This window comes from Janthinobacterium sp. JC611 (assembly GCF_018682595.1).
Lineage (GTDB): Bacteria > Pseudomonadota > Gammaproteobacteria > Burkholderiales > Burkholderiaceae_D > Janthinobacterium.
This window is the reverse complement of the sequence record NZ_JAFLJN010000034.1, coordinates 206,967-222,913: the sequence shown is the minus strand read 5'-3', so window position 1 is coordinate 222,913 and position 15,947 is coordinate 206,967. Positions and strand designations below refer to the sequence as shown.

Sequence of the window (15,947 nt, the reverse complement as noted above, 5' to 3'; positions counted from 1 at the left end):
TACTTCCTCAGTACAGCAATTCGTTAAACGGGATAAACCGCAGCACGTCGCCGCGCGCGATCGACAGGCCCGGCGGGCAGTCGATCAAGCCGTCGCCCCACACGGTGGACGTCAGCACGCCCGAACTCTGGTTGGCGTACAGTTCCAGCTCGCCCGCGTCGTTGACCCTGGCGCGCAAGAACTCGTTGCGCTTGTCCGCCTTCAGGCGCTCGAACGCGGCCGGCAGCTGGTAGCTGCGCGGCGCCAGATTCCCCGCCACGCCCTGCAGGCGCAAAATGAACGGGCGCACGAACAGCAGGAAGGTGACGAAGCTGGAGACGGGATTGCCGGGCAAGCCGACGAAGAACGCCTGCTGCACTTCGCCGAAGGCCAGGGGTTTACCCGGCTTGACGGCGATCTGCCACATGTTCAGCCGCCCTTCCGCTTCCACGGCCGGCTTGATATGGTCTTCCTCGCCCACGGACACGCCGCCCGAGGTGATGATCAAGTCATTGCCCTGGGCCGCCTGGCGCAGCACGGCCTTGGTCGCTTCCAGGCTGTCGGGCACGATGCCCAGGTCCGTGATCTCGCAACCGAGGTTTTCCAGCAAGCCGCGCAAGGTAAACCGGTTCGAGTTGTAGACGGCGCCCGGCGCCAAAGGCTCACCGGGCATGGCCAGTTCGTCGCCCGTGAAAAACACGGCCACGCGCAGCTTGCGCAGCACGGGCAACTGCGCCAGGCCCACCGAGGCGGCCAGGCCCATCTCCTGGCTGCGCAGGCGCCGGCCCGCGCCGAGGATCTCGCCGCCGGCGCGGATATCCTCGCCCTGGCGGCGCACCCATTCGCCCGCGTGCGGCACGTGGTTGACCGTCACCACGCCGTCAAGCAAGGTGCACTGCTCCTGCATCACCACGCAATCGGCGCCGTCGGGAATCAGGGCGCCCGTGAAGATGCGCGCCGCCGTCCCGGGCTGCAAGGGCTGGCCCACGTGGCCGGCCGCGATGCGCTGCGACACGGGCAAGCTCGCCGCGCCGCTGGCGCAATCGCGCGCGCGCACGGCATAGCCATCCATCTGCGTGTTGTCGCGCTCGGGCACGTTCAGGGTCGACGTTTGCGCGGCCGCCAGCACGCGGCCGTTGGCGCGCATGGTGTCGACCAGCTCCACGTCGGCCACCGGACGCGCCGCGTCCAGCATGAAGGCTTGCGCCTCGGCCACCGACAGCATGGGCTTGCGTTCTGCGGTAGACGCGCCCATCACAGACCCGTATTGGCGGCGATGTACGCCTTCATTTTGTCCACGTCCGTGCCCATCACAACGAACTTCTGCGGCAAATCTTCGATGTTCTCGAAGCCGGCCGGGCGCTCCGCGTCCACGCCCAGCGCTTCGAGGATGGTTTCGTTGAACTTGGCCGCCAGCGCCGTTTCCAGCACGATCATCGGCACGTTTGGTTCCAGGTGCTCGCGCGCCACCTTGATGCCGTCGGCCGTGTGCGTGTCGACGGTGATGCCGTAGTCGTCGGCCACGTCGCGGATGGTGTCGAGGCGGTCCTGGTGCGTGGACTTGCCCGACTTGAAGCCGTACTTGGCCACCAGCTTGAATTCGTCGCCATCGCTGCCCGGCTTGCCGGACAAATCAAAACCGCCGTGCGTTTCCACTTTCGTGAACAGCGCGCGCACGCGTGCGCTGTCGCGGCCCACCAGGTCGTAGACGAAGCGCTCGAAATTCGACGCCTTCGAGATATCCATCGACGGGCTGCTCGTGTGGTAGGTCTCGGCGGACTTGCGCACGCGGTAGACGCCCGTGCGGAAGAATTCGTCGAGCACGTCGTTTTCATTCGTCGCGGCCACCAGTTTCGAGATGGGTAAACCCATCATGCGGGCGATGTGGCCCGCGCAGATATTGCCGAAGTTGCCCGACGGCACCGTAAACGACACCTTCTGCTCGTTGCTGGTGGTGGCCGCCAGGTAGCCGCGGAAGTAATACACGACTTGCGCCACGACTCTTGCCCAGTTGATGGAGTTGACGGTGCCGATCTTCTGCCGCGCCTTGAAGGCCAAGTCGTTCGACACGGCTTTCACCATATCCTGGCAGTCGTCGAAGACGCCTTCGACGGCGATGTTGTAGATGTTCGGGTCTTGCAGGCTGAACATCTGCGCCGTCTGGAAGGCGCTCATTTTCTTGTGCGGCGACAGCATGAAGACGCGGATGCCCTGCTTACCGCGCATTGCATATTCGGCCGCGCTGCCCGTGTCGCCCGACGTGGCGCCAAAGATATTGAGTTCGGCGCCCGTCTTGGCCAAGGTGTATTCGAACAGATTGCCCAGCAGCTGCATGGCCATGTCCTTGAAGGCCAGGGTCGGGCCGTTCGACAGCGCCTGCAGGATCAGGGTGGTCGATCCGCCCTTGACGACGTTTTCTTCGAGTACGCGCAGCGGCGTGATGTCGGCCGCGTTTTCGCCGGCGCGGGCGTTCTTGTAGACCGCCTTGGTATAGGTTTTCGCCGTCAGCGCCTTCAGGTCCGCGGCCGGGATATCGGTGGCGAACTTCTTCAGGATTTCGTAGGCCAGGTCGGCATACGACAATGTGCGCCAGGCGTTGAGCTCGGCACCGGTGACTAGCGGGTAGTGTTCAGGGAGATACAGTCCGCCATCGGGGGCCAGGCCGCCCAGGAGGATGTCGGAGAATTGCTGCGGATTCAATGGCGCTTTTTCAGCGCGGGTAGACACGTAGTGCATAGATTTGAAGAGTCCAGTTGAGCTGAGTGCGGTTGATCATGAATGGCAGCGGATATTATAGTGCCAGCCGCTCCCCAAGGCGAATCGCATGCGTACGCTGCCGTCCTGGCCGGCCCGCTTGTTGTCAAACAGCAGCGCCCGACAGACATAGAACATTGCAATCTGGAAATTTTTTGTGACGAGATCAACGCTCCGTACAAAGATGCATCCGCATGCTGGCGCGGGCGCCTGATTTGCGCCACACTGGTGTTTGTCGGCCGAACTGCGGCCATTCATGGAACCGGCCATGTCGCTGAGTAAAAAACCGTATCTGCAAAGCGCCGCGCTGCGCCCCGACGCCGTCGTCGACCTGGACCACTATCCCTTCACCATCCCCGCCATCCGCGACTTCGTGCACCTGGATTTCCACCGCGACGTGACGTTTTTCGTGGGCGAGAATGGCAGCGGCAAGTCGACCATGCTCGAAGCGCTGGCCGTGGCGCTGGGCTTCGGCAAGGATGGCGGCACGCGCAACGTGCGCATCGCGCTGCCGTCGGACGAGGAATCGGGCCTGCACGCGCACCTGAGGCTGAGCAAGAGCTACAAGAAGCCCGAAGACAGCTACTTCCTGCGCGCCGAGAGCTTTTTCAACGTCGCCACCTATATGGACGAGATGCCTCGGGAATACCTGGAGAGCTATGGCGGCAAGTCGCTGCACGCGCAATCGCACGGCGAAGCGTTCATGGCGACCCTGATCAACAAGCTGCGGGGAAAAGGCCTGTACCTGCTGGACGAGCCGGAGGCGGCCCTGTCTCCCAGCCGCCAGATGGCGGCATTGTCCGTGATCCACCAGCTGGTGCAGGACGACTCGCAGCTGATCATCGCCACCCATTCACCGATACTGCTGGCCTACCCGAACGCGAAAATCCTCAGCTTTACGGGCGGCGGCATCCACGAAGTGGCCTATGAAGACACGGAACACTACGCCGTGACGCGCGATTTCCTGAATCACTACCCAAGAAGGCTGGAGCAGTTGTTTGAGGAAGATTAAGGCGATTCCGTCTTTATATCAGCACCCGGGACGTCACGGCGGCGCGAGAAACCGTAGCGAGCAAGCCCAATGTCGCGTTGAGTAGCGCAGCCGTACCAGGGTACGGCGAGCAACGCCGACGCGAAAGTGGGCTGCGCAGCAGGTTTATCTCGTCGCCCTCAGCAAGCGGCATGGTTGACCGTGATAACGTGCACGGCCAGCCCGCCCAACGACGTTTCCTTGTACTTGTCCTGCATGTCCGCGCCCGTCTGGCGCATGGTTTCGATGACTTCGTCGAGGCTGACGAAATGCGTGCCGTCGCCCTTGAGCGCCAGCGAGGCGGCCGTGATGGCTTTCACGGCGCCCATGCCATTGCGCTCGATGCAGGGGATCTGCACCAGGCCGCCGATCGGGTCGCACGTCATGCCCAGGTGGTGTTCGATGCCGATTTCGGCCGCGTTCTCGATCTGTTCATTGGTGCCGCCCAGGGCCGCCACCAGGCCGGCCGCCGCCATGGCGCAGGCCACGCCCACTTCGCCCTGGCAGCCCACTTCGGCGCCCGAGATCGAGGCATTGCGCTTGCACAGCATGCCGATGGCCGCCGCCGTCAGCATGAAGCGGCGCACGCCGCCGACCGGATCGCTGGGGCGGCAATCCTGCGCGTAGTAGCGCAGCACGGCCGGGATGATGCCGGCGGCGCCGTTGGTCGGCGCCGTCACCACGCGCCCGCCGGCCGCGTTTTCCTCGTTGACGGCCATCGCGTACAGGCTGACCAGATGCACGGCGTCGTGCGGCAAGTCGTTGGCGCGGTTGTCGGACGCCTTCGCCTCCTGCGCCAGGCGCCACAGTTTGGCGGCGCGGCGCTTGACGTTCAAGCCGCCCGGCAGGTTGCCCGTCGTTTCCAGGCCGTGCGCGATGCAGTCGCGCATGACGTGCCAGATGCGGTCCAGGCCCGCATTCAATTCCTCGTCGCTGCGCTTGACGCATTCGTTCGCGCGCAGCATTTCCGGAATCGACAAGCCGCTTTCCACGCCATGCGCCAGCAACTGCTCCATGGTATCGAAGGGGAAGACGACGCGGGCGGCAGCGGCCGACTCCACGGCCGCCTCGGCCTGGGCCGAGGTTTGAGGTTCGCCGGCCTCGCGGATAAAGCCGCCGCCGATCGAGTAATACACCTTCTCGACGCGGCTGCCATCCGCCAGTTTCAAGGTGAAGCGCATGCCGTTCGGGTGTTCGGGCAGCGATTCGCTCTTGTGCCAGACCAGGCCCGTGGCGGCCGTGAATGGCACCACGCGCGTGCCCAGCAGCGCGATCTCGCCTGCCGCCTCGATGGCGGCCAGCTTGCCGTCGACGGCATCGGGCGCCACGTCCTGCGGCGTCTCGCCCATCAAGCCCAGAATGACGGCTTTGTCCGTGGCATGGCCCACGCCCGTCAGCGCCAGCGAGCCATACAGGGCCGCCTCGACGCCCACCACCTGGTCCAACGGACCGTATTCGACCAGAAAACGCCGCGCCGCCACCATCGGTCCCACCGTGTGGGAACTCGACGGCCCGATGCCGATCTTGAACAGGTCAAATACGCTCATATCCATGGAGTGTCTCTTTATATTAGTATGTTTTTATGAATTGCGGTGCTGGACTCACGCTGCCTTGGCAGCCTGCCCCGCGTCGACATTGGCCAGCATGTCGGTGACCATCTGCTCGACGCCGATCTGCGCCTTCCAGCCCCAATCGGCGCTGGCCTTGCTGTCGTCCAGGCTTTGCGGCCAGCTGTCGGCGATGGCCTGGCGGCTGTCCGGCTTGTAGCTGATCTTGAAGTCCGGCACCATGTGCACGATGGCCTTGGCCAGCTGCTCGGGGTTGAACGACACGCCCGCCACATTGTACGAGGAGCGGATATTGATCGATGCCGCCGGCGCGTCCATCAATTCGATGGTGGCGCGGATGGCGTCGGGCATGTAAATCATCGGCAAGGTGGTGTTCCCATCGAGGAAGCAGTCATAGCGCTCGCCGCGCAAGGCCGCATGGAAGATGGCGATCGCGTAATCCGTGGTGCCGCCGCCCGGAGGCGACTTGTAGCTGATGATGCCCGGGTAGCGGATACTGCGCACGTCCACGCCATACTTGTTGAAGTAGTACTCGCACAGGCGCTCGCCGGCCAGCTTGCTGATGCCGTACATCGAGGTCGGGTCCATCACCGTCATCTGCGGCGTGTTCACCTGCGGCGTGTTCGGGCCGAAGGCGGCGATCGACGACGGCCAGAAGATGCGCAGCGGCTTGCCCGCCTCGCCCCGCTCGCGCGCCAGCTCCAGGATATTGAGCAAGCCGTCCATGTTCAGGCTCCACGCCTTCAGCGGCGCCGCCTCGCCCGTGGCCGACAGCATGGCCGCCAGCTGGTACACCTGGGTGATGTTTTCATCGGCGATGATGGCCGCCAGGCCGTCCTTGTCCAGCACGTTCAATTGCGCATAGCGCTTGGCCTGGTACAGATTATGCGTGCCGATGTCGCTGGCGATGACGTTGTCCGCGCCGTGCTGCTGCGCCAGCGCGCCCACCAGTTCACTACCGATTTGGCCGTTTGCGCCGATGACTAAGATGCGTTCCATGCTATTTTCCTGAATTCTTGTTAGTTGGTAGTGGTCGTGGTGGTCAGCAAGCCGAGTTCCTTGCCGGCCTGCTCGAAGGCGGCCAGCACCTTGACCAGCTGTTCGCGGCTGTGGGCAGCCGACAGCTGGACGCGCACCCTGGCCTGGCCCATCGGCACGACCGGGTAGAAGAAGCCCGTCACCAGCACGCCCAGTTCATACAGGCGGGCGGCGAATTTCTGCGCCACGGGGGCGTCGAACAGCATCACGGGAACGACGGGATGGGTGCCCGGCTTGATGGTGAAGCCGATGCGCTCGATCTCGCTGCGGAAGAAGGCCGTGTTGTCATGCAGGCGGTCGCGCAGTTCCGTCGACTTGGCCAGACGCTCCAGCACCGACAGCGAAGCGCCGGCGATCGATGGTGCCAGGGTGTTCGAGAACAGGTAGGGCCGCGATTTCTGGCGCAGGGTGTCGATGACTTCCTTGCGCGCGGAGGTAAAACCGCCCATGGCGCCGCCCAGGGCCTTGCCCAGGGTGCCCGTGATGATGTCGATGCGGCCCATCACATTGTGGTGTTCGTGCGTGCCGCGGCCCGTCGCGCCCATGAAACCGGAAGCGTGGCATTCGTCGATCATCACCAGCGCGCCGTACTGGTCGGCCAGGTCGCAGATCTTGTCGAGTTGCGCGATCGTGCCGTCCATCGAGAACACGCCGTCCGTGACGATGACCTTGTGGCGCTTGCCGGCGGCGATCGCCGCCTGCAGCTGCACTTCCAGGTCGGCCATGTCGTTGTGCGCATAGCGGTAGCGGCCAGCCTTGCACAGGCGGATGCCGTCGATGATGGAAGCGTGGTTCAGCGCGTCGGAGATGATGGCGTCGTTTTCATCGAACAGGGGCTCGAACACGCCGCCGTTGGCGTCGAATGCGGCCGCGTACAGAATCGTGTCCTCGGTGCCCAGGAAAGCAGAAATCGCCTGTTCCAGTTCCTTATGCACGGTTTGCGTGCCGCAGATGAAGCGCACGGACGACAGGCCGTAGCCGTATTTTTGCGTAGCGGCAATCGACGCTTCCTGCGTCTGCAGGTCGCCGGACAGGCCAAGGTAGTTGTTCGCACACATATTGATCAGGGTACGGCCATCGTCGCACACCACTTCGGCGCCCTGGCGCGAGGCGATCACGCGCTCGGGCTTGTACAAGCCTTGCTGGCGCAGTTGATCGAGATTCTGTTGCAGACCGCTGAAAAAGGTGTTCTTCGCTTGCTCGCTCATGATATTCCTTGTGTGTCCCTGTTGTATGCGTATGGTGTCCGTGTGCTCTCAGCCGTCATAGGGGGAGCCGTCGCTTGACCGGCGCGCGCACAATGCTGTACCGTGAAGCGCTGTTTGAAGTCTACACGTTTCCGTGTTTTTCCTCAAAATCCACTATTTCGAACTGAAATTCAATATAATGGATATTACCCAAGCCTATTGAACTTTGCAAGCCACCTGCCGATGAAAACCAGCGTTTCGACCAATTCCCCCCCTGAAGTGGGTGCCACACTGCAACGGCTGCGCCTGGCGCGCGGCCTGACACTCGAGGATTTGTCGCGCATCGCCGGCGTCTCGAAGTCCATGCTGTCGCAAATCGAGCGCGAAAAAGCCAATCCCACGATCGCCATCACGTGGCGCCTGGCCAACGCCCTGGGCGTGCAGATCGGCGAATTGCTGTCGAGCGCGGAAAAAGCCGTGGAAACCATCCGCGTCACGGACGCCCACGAAACCCCCACCCTGCCCGGCGACCACGCGGGCTACGTGCTGCGCATCCTGGGGCCGATGGAACTGGCCGGCAAATACGAATGGTATGAAGTGACCCTGGCGCCGGGTGGCGAACTGGCGTCGCAGCCGCACGACCCGGGCACCACCGAACATTTGACGGTGATCCACGGCAACCTGGAACTGGAAGTGGGCGCGGCGAAGAAAAAGGTCAAGAATGGCGGCACGGCGCGCTATCCGGCGGACTTGCCGCATACGATACGCAACCTGGGCAAGACCGAGGGCAAGGCGCTGCTGGTGGTGATCCATCGATAAGTGCTTTCCAGCAGTGCGCAATATGCCAGTATGGCTATGCTAAGATTTTAGAATAGACAAGATTTCCAGGCCTGGATGTCTTCGCAGAGCGTCGCGGCACCTCCCGGCTCGTCCCAGCATCGCGGCGTCTCGCGCGGCACCCAGGCTTCCACTGTTTTTACGGAGCCCACGCGATGACCATTTCCGACAGCACCACCACCTTCCACAACAAAAAAGTCGTCCAGTACGACCCGGACCTGCCGTTCGACGCCTCGCCCGACATCGTTTACCGGCTGTCGCTCGAATACGACGACAAGCGCAAGATGGACGAGCTGATCGCCAGCTTCCTCGCTAAGGCCGACAAGGGCGCGCTCGCAGCGCTGATCATCGGCATGTGGGGCGACCCGTACGAATCGGGCGCCGACGAGGTGATGGCCGCGCTGATCGCCCACGCCGCCGAACTGCCCAATTTGCGCGCCCTGTTCATCGGCGACATGACGTACGAGGAATGCGAAATCTCGTGGATCGTGCAAGGCAGCTACAAACCCCTGCTGGACGCCTTCCCGCTGCTGGAAGAGTTGCGCATCCGCGGCGGCAATGAGCTCGTCGTCGAACCGTTCGCGCACCAGCACCTGCGCCGCTTCACCATCGAAGCGGGCGGCCTCGATCAAAAGATCGCCGAAGCGCTGGCGCAATCGAGCATGCCGCAGCTGGAACACCTGGAACTGTGGCTGGGCACGGACGACTATGGCTTCTCGGGCGACGTCGACCTGTACCGCAAGGTGCTGGCGCAGCTGACCGTGCCCACCCTGCGCACCCTGGGCTTGCGCGACGCGGAAATCGCCGACGACCTGGCCGTGTGGCTGGCGGAGGAACCGCTGGTGGCGCAGCTCGACACCCTCGACCTGTCGCTGGGCACCATCGGCGACCTGGGCGCCGTGGCCGTGCTCAATCACACGCAGCTGGGCAAGTTGAAGCGCCTGGACCTGTCGCACCATTACATCTCGGAGGAAAACCAGGCGAAGCTGAAGGCGCTGCCTTTCGAAGTGGTGCTGGACGACCCGCAGGAAGCCGATGAAGACGACGGCGAAAGCTACCGTTACGTGGCCGTGGGCGAATAAGCGGAGTCCCCCTTGCCTACGCCTCTCACCCTGCTGGCCAGCGCCGGCAGCAAGCGCGTACGCCTGATGCAGGCGGCGCGCGCGCAACTGCGCCTGCCGCCCGCGCACGTGCTGGAGTGGCGCGACTGGCTGCGCGAACCGGGCTTGCTGGATGTGGCATTGGCGCAGCCCAGCCGGTTGAAGGTCGAGCCGCCCGGCGACGATCCTGCCGCCCATTTGTCATTGCTGCAGGCAGGCTGCCGGCTGCAGGACCGCGCCCCCGTGCCCGCGCCCGAACACGGCGAGCTGCTGGCCATGGATGCGTGGTTTGCCGGTTTCAACGCCGCCATGCAGGCGCTGGCCACACAACTGGCCAGCTTGCCGCACGCGCGCGCCTTCAACGCGCCCGCCGAGATCAGCCTCATGACGGACAAGCTGGCGTGCCAGCGCCACCTGGCCGCGCACGGCATTGCCATCCCCGCCCTGCTGGGGCCCGTGCATGGCTACGACCATCTGCAGTCGCTGCTGCACGAACACGACCTTGACCGCGTCTATCTGAAACCGCGCTATGGCTCGTCCGCCTCCGGCGTCGTCGCCTATCGACGCAACCGGGCCGGGCGCCAGCAAGCCACCACCTCGGCCACCTTGTCGCGGACGGACGGCCAGATACGTGTGTTCAACGTCAAGCGCATGGCCCGCTACGAGACGCGGCACGACATCGCCGCCCTCGTCGACGCGCTGGCCGCGCAACAGCTGTACGCGGAAGCATGGCTGAACAAGCCGCGCTGCGGCGACAGCCACTACGACCTGCGCGTCGTGACCCTGGCCGGCCAGCCCGCGCACCGGGTGGCGCGCATCGGCGACCGGATGATGACCAATCTGCACCTCGACAACCGGCGCGGCGAGGCATCCGGCCTGTTGAACGCAGCCGACCTGGCGGCGCTGGAAGCGGCCAGCGCCCAGGCCGCGCAAGCCTTCCCCGCCAGCCACGTGACGGGCTACGACCTGGTCGTGCGCCATGGCCAAGCCCATGTGCTGGAAGCGAACGCCTTCGGCGACCTGCTGCCAGGCCTGCTGTGGCAAGGCGCGGACACTTATACGGCGCAACTGACCCATGTTTAACGACACACCGGCCATCCCCGACATGCGCGCCATCGTCGGCAGCCACGACATCGTCTTCCTCACGCTCGACACCCTACGCTACGACGTGGCGCAAGCCCTGTACGCGGCGGGCGAGCTGCCCGTGCTGGGGCGTTTTTTGCCGCCGGGCGGCTGGGAACGGCGCCACTCGCCCGCCACCTTCACCTATGCGGCGCACCAGGCTTTCTTCGCGGGCTTCCTGCCCACGCCGGCCGCGCCCGGACGCCATCCGCGCCTGTTCGCTTCCGCCTTCGCGGGCAGCGAAACGACGTCAACGCACACGTTCGCCTTCGAGCAAGCGGACCTTCCCGCCGCGCTGGCCGCGCGCGGCTACCGCACCATCTGCATCGGCGGCGTGGGCTTTTTCAATAAACAGACGGCGCTGGGCACGGTGCTGCCGGCGCTGTTCCAGGAAAGCCATTGGAGCGCGGGCATGGGCGTGACCAGCCGCCATTCGACGCAGAAGCAGGTGGCGCTGGCCATAGCCCGCCTGGCGGACGGCGACGAGCGCACTTTTTTGTTCATCAACGTGGCCGCCCTGCACACGCCGAACCGCACCTACCTGCCCGGCTGCCGCGCCGACTGCCTGGAAAGCCATGCGGCGGCCCTGCGCTACGTCGACGGCGCGCTGGCGCCATTGTTCGCCGCCTGCGCCGCGCGCGCGCCCACGTTCGCCATCGTCTGCTCGGACCATGGCAGCGCGTATGGCGAGGACGGTTACCGCGGCCACCGCATCGCCCACGACAGGGTGTGGAGCGTGCCCTACGCGCACTTTTTCATCGCCCCCGATACCGATACACATTCCCAGGAGTTCCCACCGTGAATCCAGCCGAACAACCTGGCAGCCTGGCGCAGCGCATGCGCCACACGCCCTACCAGGCGTATTCATATTCGTATCCGCACAAGGCGGCCTACCGCGCCTTGCCGCAGGCGGCGCCCCTGGCGCCCCTGTGGGCGCGGCAAGACCGCTCCGCCCTGTTCGCGTATATCCACATCCCGTTTTGCGAGATGCGCTGCGGCTTCTGCAACCTGTTCGCCATGGCCCGCCCCAGCGCCGACATGGTCGAGCGCTACGTGCGGCAAGTGCTGGTGCAGATGCGCGCACTCAACGGCGCGCTGGGCCAGCGGCGCTTTGCCCGCTTCGCGCTCGGTGGCGGCACGCCCACCTATCTGTCGCCCGCGCAGCTCGACACCCTGCTGTGCGGCGCGCGCGACATCCTCGGCATCGACCTGCAAGCCACGCCGGCCGGTATCGAGGCGTCGCCCGAAACCATCACGGCCGAACGCCTGGCCGTCTGCCGCGCGCACGGCATCGACCGCGTCAGCCTGGGCATCCAGAGCTTCGCCGCCGGCGAGATGCGCGCCCTGGCCCGTCCCCAGCAAAACGCCACCGTCCATCACGCCATCGGCCTGATACGCGCGGCCGGCTTTCCCACCCTGAACCTGGACCTGATCTACGGCATCGCGGGCCAGACGGTGGCCAGCCTGCTCGCTTCCATCGACAGCGCGCTGGCCTTCGCGCCTGAGGAAATCTATCTGTATCCGCTGTACGTGCGCGAACAGACGGGCCTCGGCAAGATCGCGCGCCGCCAGGGCGCCGAGACGCTCAACCCCATCTTGCTGGCGCGCGATGGCGACAGCCGCCTGGCCCTGTACGCGGCCGCGCGCGACCATTTGCGCGCGCAAGGCTACGAGCAGGTGTCGATGCGCATGTTCCGCGCACCGCATGCGCCGCAGCAGAATGGCCCCTCCTACTGCTGCCAGAACGATGGCATGGTGGGCCTGGGCGCGGGTGCCCGCTCGTACACGGCCAGCCTCCACTATTCGAGCGAGTACGCGGTGGCGAGAACAGAGACCATCGGCATCATCGACAACTACCTGGCGCTGGACGAGGCGCGCTTCGCGCAGGCGGAACACGGCTACGTGCTCGACGAGGCGGAGCAACGCCGGCGCTACGTGATCCAGTCGCTGCTGACGGAACCGGGCCTGGACCGCGATGCCTACACCGCGCGCTTCGGCAGCGGCTGCGAAGCGGACTTGCCCCAGCTGGCAGAACTGCACGCGCTGGAACTGGTGGAGCAGGATGGTCCGCTGCTGCGCCTGAACGACCGTGGTTACTCGTATGCCGACACCATCGGCCCATGGCTGGCCTCCGATACGGTGCGCGCGCTGATGGCGCAAGAGGGGCAGGCGTGCTGACAACGCAGCCTGGCACGTTGTCGCTGCTGTACCGGGGCACGCTGGCCAGCTGCAATTACGCCTGCGGCTACTGCCCGTTCGCCAAGAAACGCGACAGCCGCGCCGCGCTGGCCCGCGACGCGCGCGAAGTGGCGCGTTTTACGGAGTGGGTGGCGCGGCAAACGCGCCCCATCGGCGTGCTGTTCACGCCTTGGGGCGAAGCACTGGTGCGGCGCCACTACCGCGCGGCCATGCAAACCCTGGCCAGCATGCCCCACGTGCGCCAGGTGGCGCTGCAGACGAATCTGTCCGGCCCCCTGGACTGGCTGCAGGGAATGGACGGGCTGGACAAGATCGGCCTGTGGTGCACCTACCACCCGGATCAGACCACCTTGGCGCGCTTTCTCGCGCGCTGCGCGCGCCTGGACGCCATGGGCGTGCGCTACTCCGTCGGCGTCGTGGCGATGAATGAACATCTGGACGCCATCCGCGCCCTGCGCGCGGCCCTGCCGGCCCACGTCTACCTGTGGCTGAACGCCTACGACCGCCGCGGTCCCGGCTACTACGGCGAGCAAGACCTGGCCTGGCTGGAAGCCGTCGACCCGTGGTTCGCGCAGAACCGCAGGCCTTCCCCTTCGCGTGGCAAACCGTGCCTGGCGGGCGAAGCGTCGCTGTCCGTCGATGGCGACGGCGAGCTGGCGCGCTGCCATTTCGTGCCCGAGCGGCTGGGAAATCTGTATGTGGATGCACTGGAAGACATGCTGCAGGAACGCCGCTGCCCGCGCTTCAAGTGCGACTGCTATATCGGCTATGCGCAGCGCAAGGATTTGCCGTTTCAAACGGTGTTTGGGGAGGGGGTGCTGGCGAGGATTACCCCGCTAAATGCTGTGGTCAGACCCGGCGGGGGAATGTGTCCCAATGGGACACATTCCGATCGAGATGCGACTGACCCCGGTACTGCAACTACCTGATTACTGCGCCGCCACTTTCGCCGGCTCCGGCGCCGCGACTGGCGTCATCTTCAAGGAACGGCTGAGGAAGCCCCAGCGATCGGCCACTTCCTCGATCTGCTTGGTCGTCGGCTTGCCGGCGCCATGGCCCGCCTTGCTGTCGATGCGGATCAGCACGGGCGCCGCGCCGCCTTGCGCTGCCTGGGCGGCGGCGGCGAACTTGAAGCTGTGGGCAGGCACGACACGGTCGTCGTGGTCGGCGGTCGTGATCATGGTGGCCGGATAGCAACCGCCCGCCTTCAGGTTGTGCAGCGGCGAGTATTTCACCAGCGCCTTGAACTGTTCGGCGTCGTCCGACGAACCATAGTCAGGCACCCAGCCCCAGCCCACGGTGAACTTGTGGAAGCGCAACATGTCGAGCACGCCCACTTGCGGGATGGCCGCGGCGAACAGGTCGGGACGCTGCGTCATGGCCGCGCCCACCAGCAGGCCGCCATTGCTGCCGCCGCCAATCGCCAGCTTCGATGGCGAGGTGACCTTGTTGTCCACCAGCCATTGCGCCGCGCCGATGAAGTCGTCGAAGACGTTTTGCTTGTTCAGCTTGGTACCTGCCTGGTGCCACGCTTCGCCGTATTCTCCGCCACCGCGCAGGTTGGCCATCACGTAGACGCCGCCCATTTCCACCCAAGCAAGATTGGCCACAGAGAAACTAGGCGTGAGCGAAATATTAAAGCCGCCATAGCCGTACAAATAGGTCGGATTCGTGCCGTCGAGCTTCATGCCTTTTTTCGAGACGATGAACATCGGCACCTTGGTGCCGTCGCGGCTGGTGAAGAACTGCTGGCGCGTTTCAAAGGCGTTCGGGTCGAAATCGACCTTCGGCTGGCGATACACCGTGCTCTTGCCCGACTTCATGTCGTAGCGGTAGATGGTCGCTGGCGTCGTGAAGCTGGTGAAAGAATAGAACGTTTCCGTGTCGCCACGCTTGCCCGCGAAGCCGCCGGCCGAACCGATGCCGGGCAAGGCCACCTCGCGCACCAGCTTGCCGTTCAGGTCGACGATCTTGATTTGCGTTTGCGCATCTTTGAGGTAATCGAGCACCAGCTGGTTGTTGATCAGGTTGACGGCGACGAGGGTTTCCGCCGCTTGCGGCACGATTTCCTTCCAGTCGGCAGGCGCAGGTTTGCGCGTGTCGATGGCGATCACGCGCGATTTCGGCGCCTTGTTATCCGTCTTGAAGAAGAACACGGGGCCGTCATTGTCGATGAAAGAGTAGGAAGCGTCGAATGCTTCCAGCAAGCCGACCACCTTGGCGTTCTTCTGGCGCAAGTCCTTGTAGAAGACGCGGTTCTTGCGTTCCGTGCCTTGCGTGGCCGTGATGATCAGGTAATTGCCGTCGTCGCTGACGGTGCTGCCGCCGAACGCCCATTCCTTCTGGTCGGGACGGTCGAAGACCAGCACGTCGTCGCTTTGCGGCGTGCCGATCTTGTGGAAATACAATTTCTGGAAGTAATTGATATCGGCCAGCTTGGTTGCTTCGTTCGGCGCGTCATAGCGGCTGTAGAAGAAACCGGTGTTGTCCTTGGTCCACGAGGCGCCGGAAAACTTGGCCCACTGGATGTGGTCCGTCAAATCCTTGCCCGATTCGATGTCGCGCACTTTCCACTCGTTCCAGTCGGAACCGGAAGCGGACGTGGCATACGCCAGGTACTTGCCGTTCGGGCTGATCGAGGTGCCGGCCAGCGCCACCGTGCCATCCGTGGACAGGGTGTTCGGGTCGAGCAGCAGGCGTGGCTCGTCCGTCAGCTTTTTCACCGTGTACAGCACGGCCTGGTTCTGCAAGCCGTCGTTGCGGCTGTAGAAGTAGCGGCCGCCCTGCTTCGTCGGCGTAGAGAAACGCTCATAATTCCACAACTTGGTCAGGCGCTGCTTGATCGCGGCGCGCTCGGGGATGGTGCCCAGGTACGACTGCGTCAGCTTGTTTTGCGCCACGACCCACTCGCCCGTTTCCGCGCTGTTGGCGTCTTCCAGCCAGCGGTAAGGGTCGGCGATGGTGGTGCCGAAGTAGTTGTCTTGCTGGTCGACTTTTTTGCTGAGCGGATACGTCACGGCGGCGCCGTCGCCGGCCGGGCACGATGGCGTCGCGGCGTTTTGCGCCAGGGCATTGCCACCGAAAGCGGCCAGCAAGCTGAGTATGAGGGTTGCACTACGTAATTGCATGGGGT

General features: G+C 64.6%; 13 protein-coding genes. 7 read left to right on the top strand and 6 right to left on the bottom strand.

Annotated elements, in window-relative coordinates:
- Positions 1–7 precede the first annotated feature (7 nt).
- Complete coding sequence (locus J0O65_RS21525; protein ID WP_251373888.1) at positions 8–1,234, bottom strand: molybdopterin molybdotransferase MoeA; 1,227 nt, start codon at positions 1,232–1,234, stop codon at positions 8–10.
- A complete protein-coding gene (gene thrC, locus J0O65_RS21520; protein ID WP_215409234.1) occupies positions 1,234–2,715 on the bottom strand; it encodes a threonine synthase in 1,482 nt (493 codons plus the stop codon). The genes J0O65_RS21525 and thrC overlap by 1 nt, the downstream gene beginning before the upstream one ends.
- A gap of 286 nt (positions 2,716–3,001) precedes the next feature.
- Between thrC and J0O65_RS21515 the strand changes: the two genes are divergently transcribed.
- Positions 3,002–3,745, top strand: coding sequence for an AAA family ATPase (locus J0O65_RS21515; RefSeq protein ID WP_215409233.1), 744 nt, complete (start codon positions 3,002–3,004; stop codon positions 3,743–3,745).
- A gap of 158 nt (positions 3,746–3,903) precedes the next feature.
- Here J0O65_RS21515 and J0O65_RS21510 read toward each other — a convergent pair whose 3' ends face one another.
- The 3 genes from J0O65_RS21510 to kbl are packed head-to-tail and all read right to left on the bottom strand — an operon-like array spanning position 3,904 to position 7,577.
- Positions 3,904–5,316: an L-serine ammonia-lyase gene (locus J0O65_RS21510; protein ID WP_215409232.1), complete on the bottom strand. Its 1,413-nt coding sequence runs from the start codon at positions 5,314–5,316 to the stop codon at positions 3,904–3,906.
- Positions 5,317–5,364: 48 nt separating this feature from the next.
- A complete protein-coding gene (locus J0O65_RS21505; protein WP_215409231.1) occupies positions 5,365–6,330 on the bottom strand; it encodes an NAD-dependent epimerase/dehydratase family protein in 966 nt (321 codons plus the stop codon).
- A gap of 20 nt (positions 6,331–6,350) precedes the next feature.
- A complete protein-coding gene (gene kbl / locus J0O65_RS21500) occupies positions 6,351–7,577 on the bottom strand; it encodes a glycine C-acetyltransferase (protein ID WP_215409230.1) in 1,227 nt (408 codons plus the stop codon).
- A 222-nt stretch (positions 7,578–7,799) separates the two neighbouring features.
- Here kbl and J0O65_RS21495 point away from each other — a divergent pair, with 222 nt between their 5' ends.
- The 6 genes from J0O65_RS21495 to J0O65_RS21470 all read left to right on the top strand — a co-directional run bounded on the left by J0O65_RS21495 (position 7,800) and on the right by J0O65_RS21470 (position 13,743).
- A complete protein-coding gene (locus tag J0O65_RS21495) occupies positions 7,800–8,375 on the top strand; it encodes a helix-turn-helix domain-containing protein (RefSeq protein ID WP_152282974.1) in 576 nt (191 codons plus the stop codon).
- Between the two features lie 173 nt (positions 8,376–8,548).
- Positions 8,549–9,475 carry an STM4015 family protein gene (locus tag J0O65_RS21490; protein ID WP_215409229.1) on the top strand — a complete coding sequence of 309 codons (927 nt, stop codon included), beginning with the start codon at positions 8,549–8,551 and terminating at the stop codon, positions 9,473–9,475.
- A gap of 12 nt (positions 9,476–9,487) precedes the next feature.
- Entirely contained in the window at positions 9,488–10,576 is a 1,089-nt protein-coding gene (locus tag J0O65_RS21485; RefSeq protein ID WP_215409228.1) for an STM4014 family protein, read from the top strand.
- Positions 10,569–11,417, top strand: a complete 849-nt coding sequence (locus J0O65_RS21480) for an STM4013/SEN3800 family hydrolase (protein WP_251373887.1) — start codon at positions 10,569–10,571, stop codon at positions 11,415–11,417. The genes J0O65_RS21485 and J0O65_RS21480 overlap by 8 nt, the downstream gene beginning before the upstream one ends.
- On the top strand, positions 11,414–12,793 hold the full coding sequence (locus J0O65_RS21475; protein WP_215409227.1) for an STM4012 family radical SAM protein: 1,380 nt from the start codon (positions 11,414–11,416) through the stop codon (positions 12,791–12,793). Before J0O65_RS21480 ends, J0O65_RS21475 begins: the two co-directional genes overlap by 4 nt.
- Positions 12,787–13,743 carry an STM4011 family radical SAM protein gene (locus tag J0O65_RS21470; RefSeq protein ID WP_215409226.1) on the top strand — a complete coding sequence of 319 codons (957 nt, stop codon included), beginning with the start codon at positions 12,787–12,789 and terminating at the stop codon, positions 13,741–13,743. Before J0O65_RS21475 ends, J0O65_RS21470 begins: the two co-directional genes overlap by 7 nt.
- Here the strand turns inward: J0O65_RS21470 and J0O65_RS21465 are convergent, their stop codons facing one another.
- The gene (locus J0O65_RS21465; RefSeq protein ID WP_215409225.1) at positions 13,744–15,942 is read right to left on the bottom strand and encodes a prolyl oligopeptidase family serine peptidase; all 2,199 of its coding nucleotides are present in this window, start codon (positions 15,940–15,942) and stop codon (positions 13,744–13,746) included.
- Between the last annotated feature and the right edge of the window lie 5 nt (positions 15,943–15,947).

Coding starts and splice junctions, on each gene's coding strand:
- J0O65_RS21490 (WP_215409229.1), top strand. CDS start 8,549: ATGACCATTTCCGACAGCACCACCACCTTCCACAACAAAAAAGTCGTC.
- J0O65_RS21480 (WP_251373887.1), top strand. CDS start 10,569: ATGTTTAACGACACACCGGCCATCCCCGACATGCGCGCCATCGTCGGC.
- thrC (WP_215409234.1), bottom strand. CDS start 2,715: ATGCACTACGTGTCTACCCGCGCTGAAAAAGCGCCATTGAATCCGCAG.
- J0O65_RS21525 (WP_251373888.1), bottom strand. CDS start 1,234: ATGGGCGCGTCTACCGCAGAACGCAAGCCCATGCTGTCGGTGGCCGAG.
- J0O65_RS21515 (WP_215409233.1), top strand. CDS start 3,002: ATGTCGCTGAGTAAAAAACCGTATCTGCAAAGCGCCGCGCTGCGCCCC.
- J0O65_RS21510 (WP_215409232.1), bottom strand. CDS start 5,316: ATGGATATGAGCGTATTTGACCTGTTCAAGATCGGCATCGGGCCGTCG.
- J0O65_RS21505 (WP_215409231.1), bottom strand. CDS start 6,330: ATGGAACGCATCTTAGTCATCGGCGCAAACGGCCAAATCGGTAGTGAA.
- kbl (WP_215409230.1), bottom strand. CDS start 7,577: ATGAGCGAGCAAGCGAAGAACACCTTTTTCAGCGGTCTGCAACAGAAT.
- J0O65_RS21465 (WP_215409225.1), bottom strand. CDS start 15,942: ATGCAATTACGTAGTGCAACCCTCATACTCAGCTTGCTGGCCGCTTTC.
- J0O65_RS21495 (WP_152282974.1), top strand. CDS start 7,800: ATGAAAACCAGCGTTTCGACCAATTCCCCCCCTGAAGTGGGTGCCACA.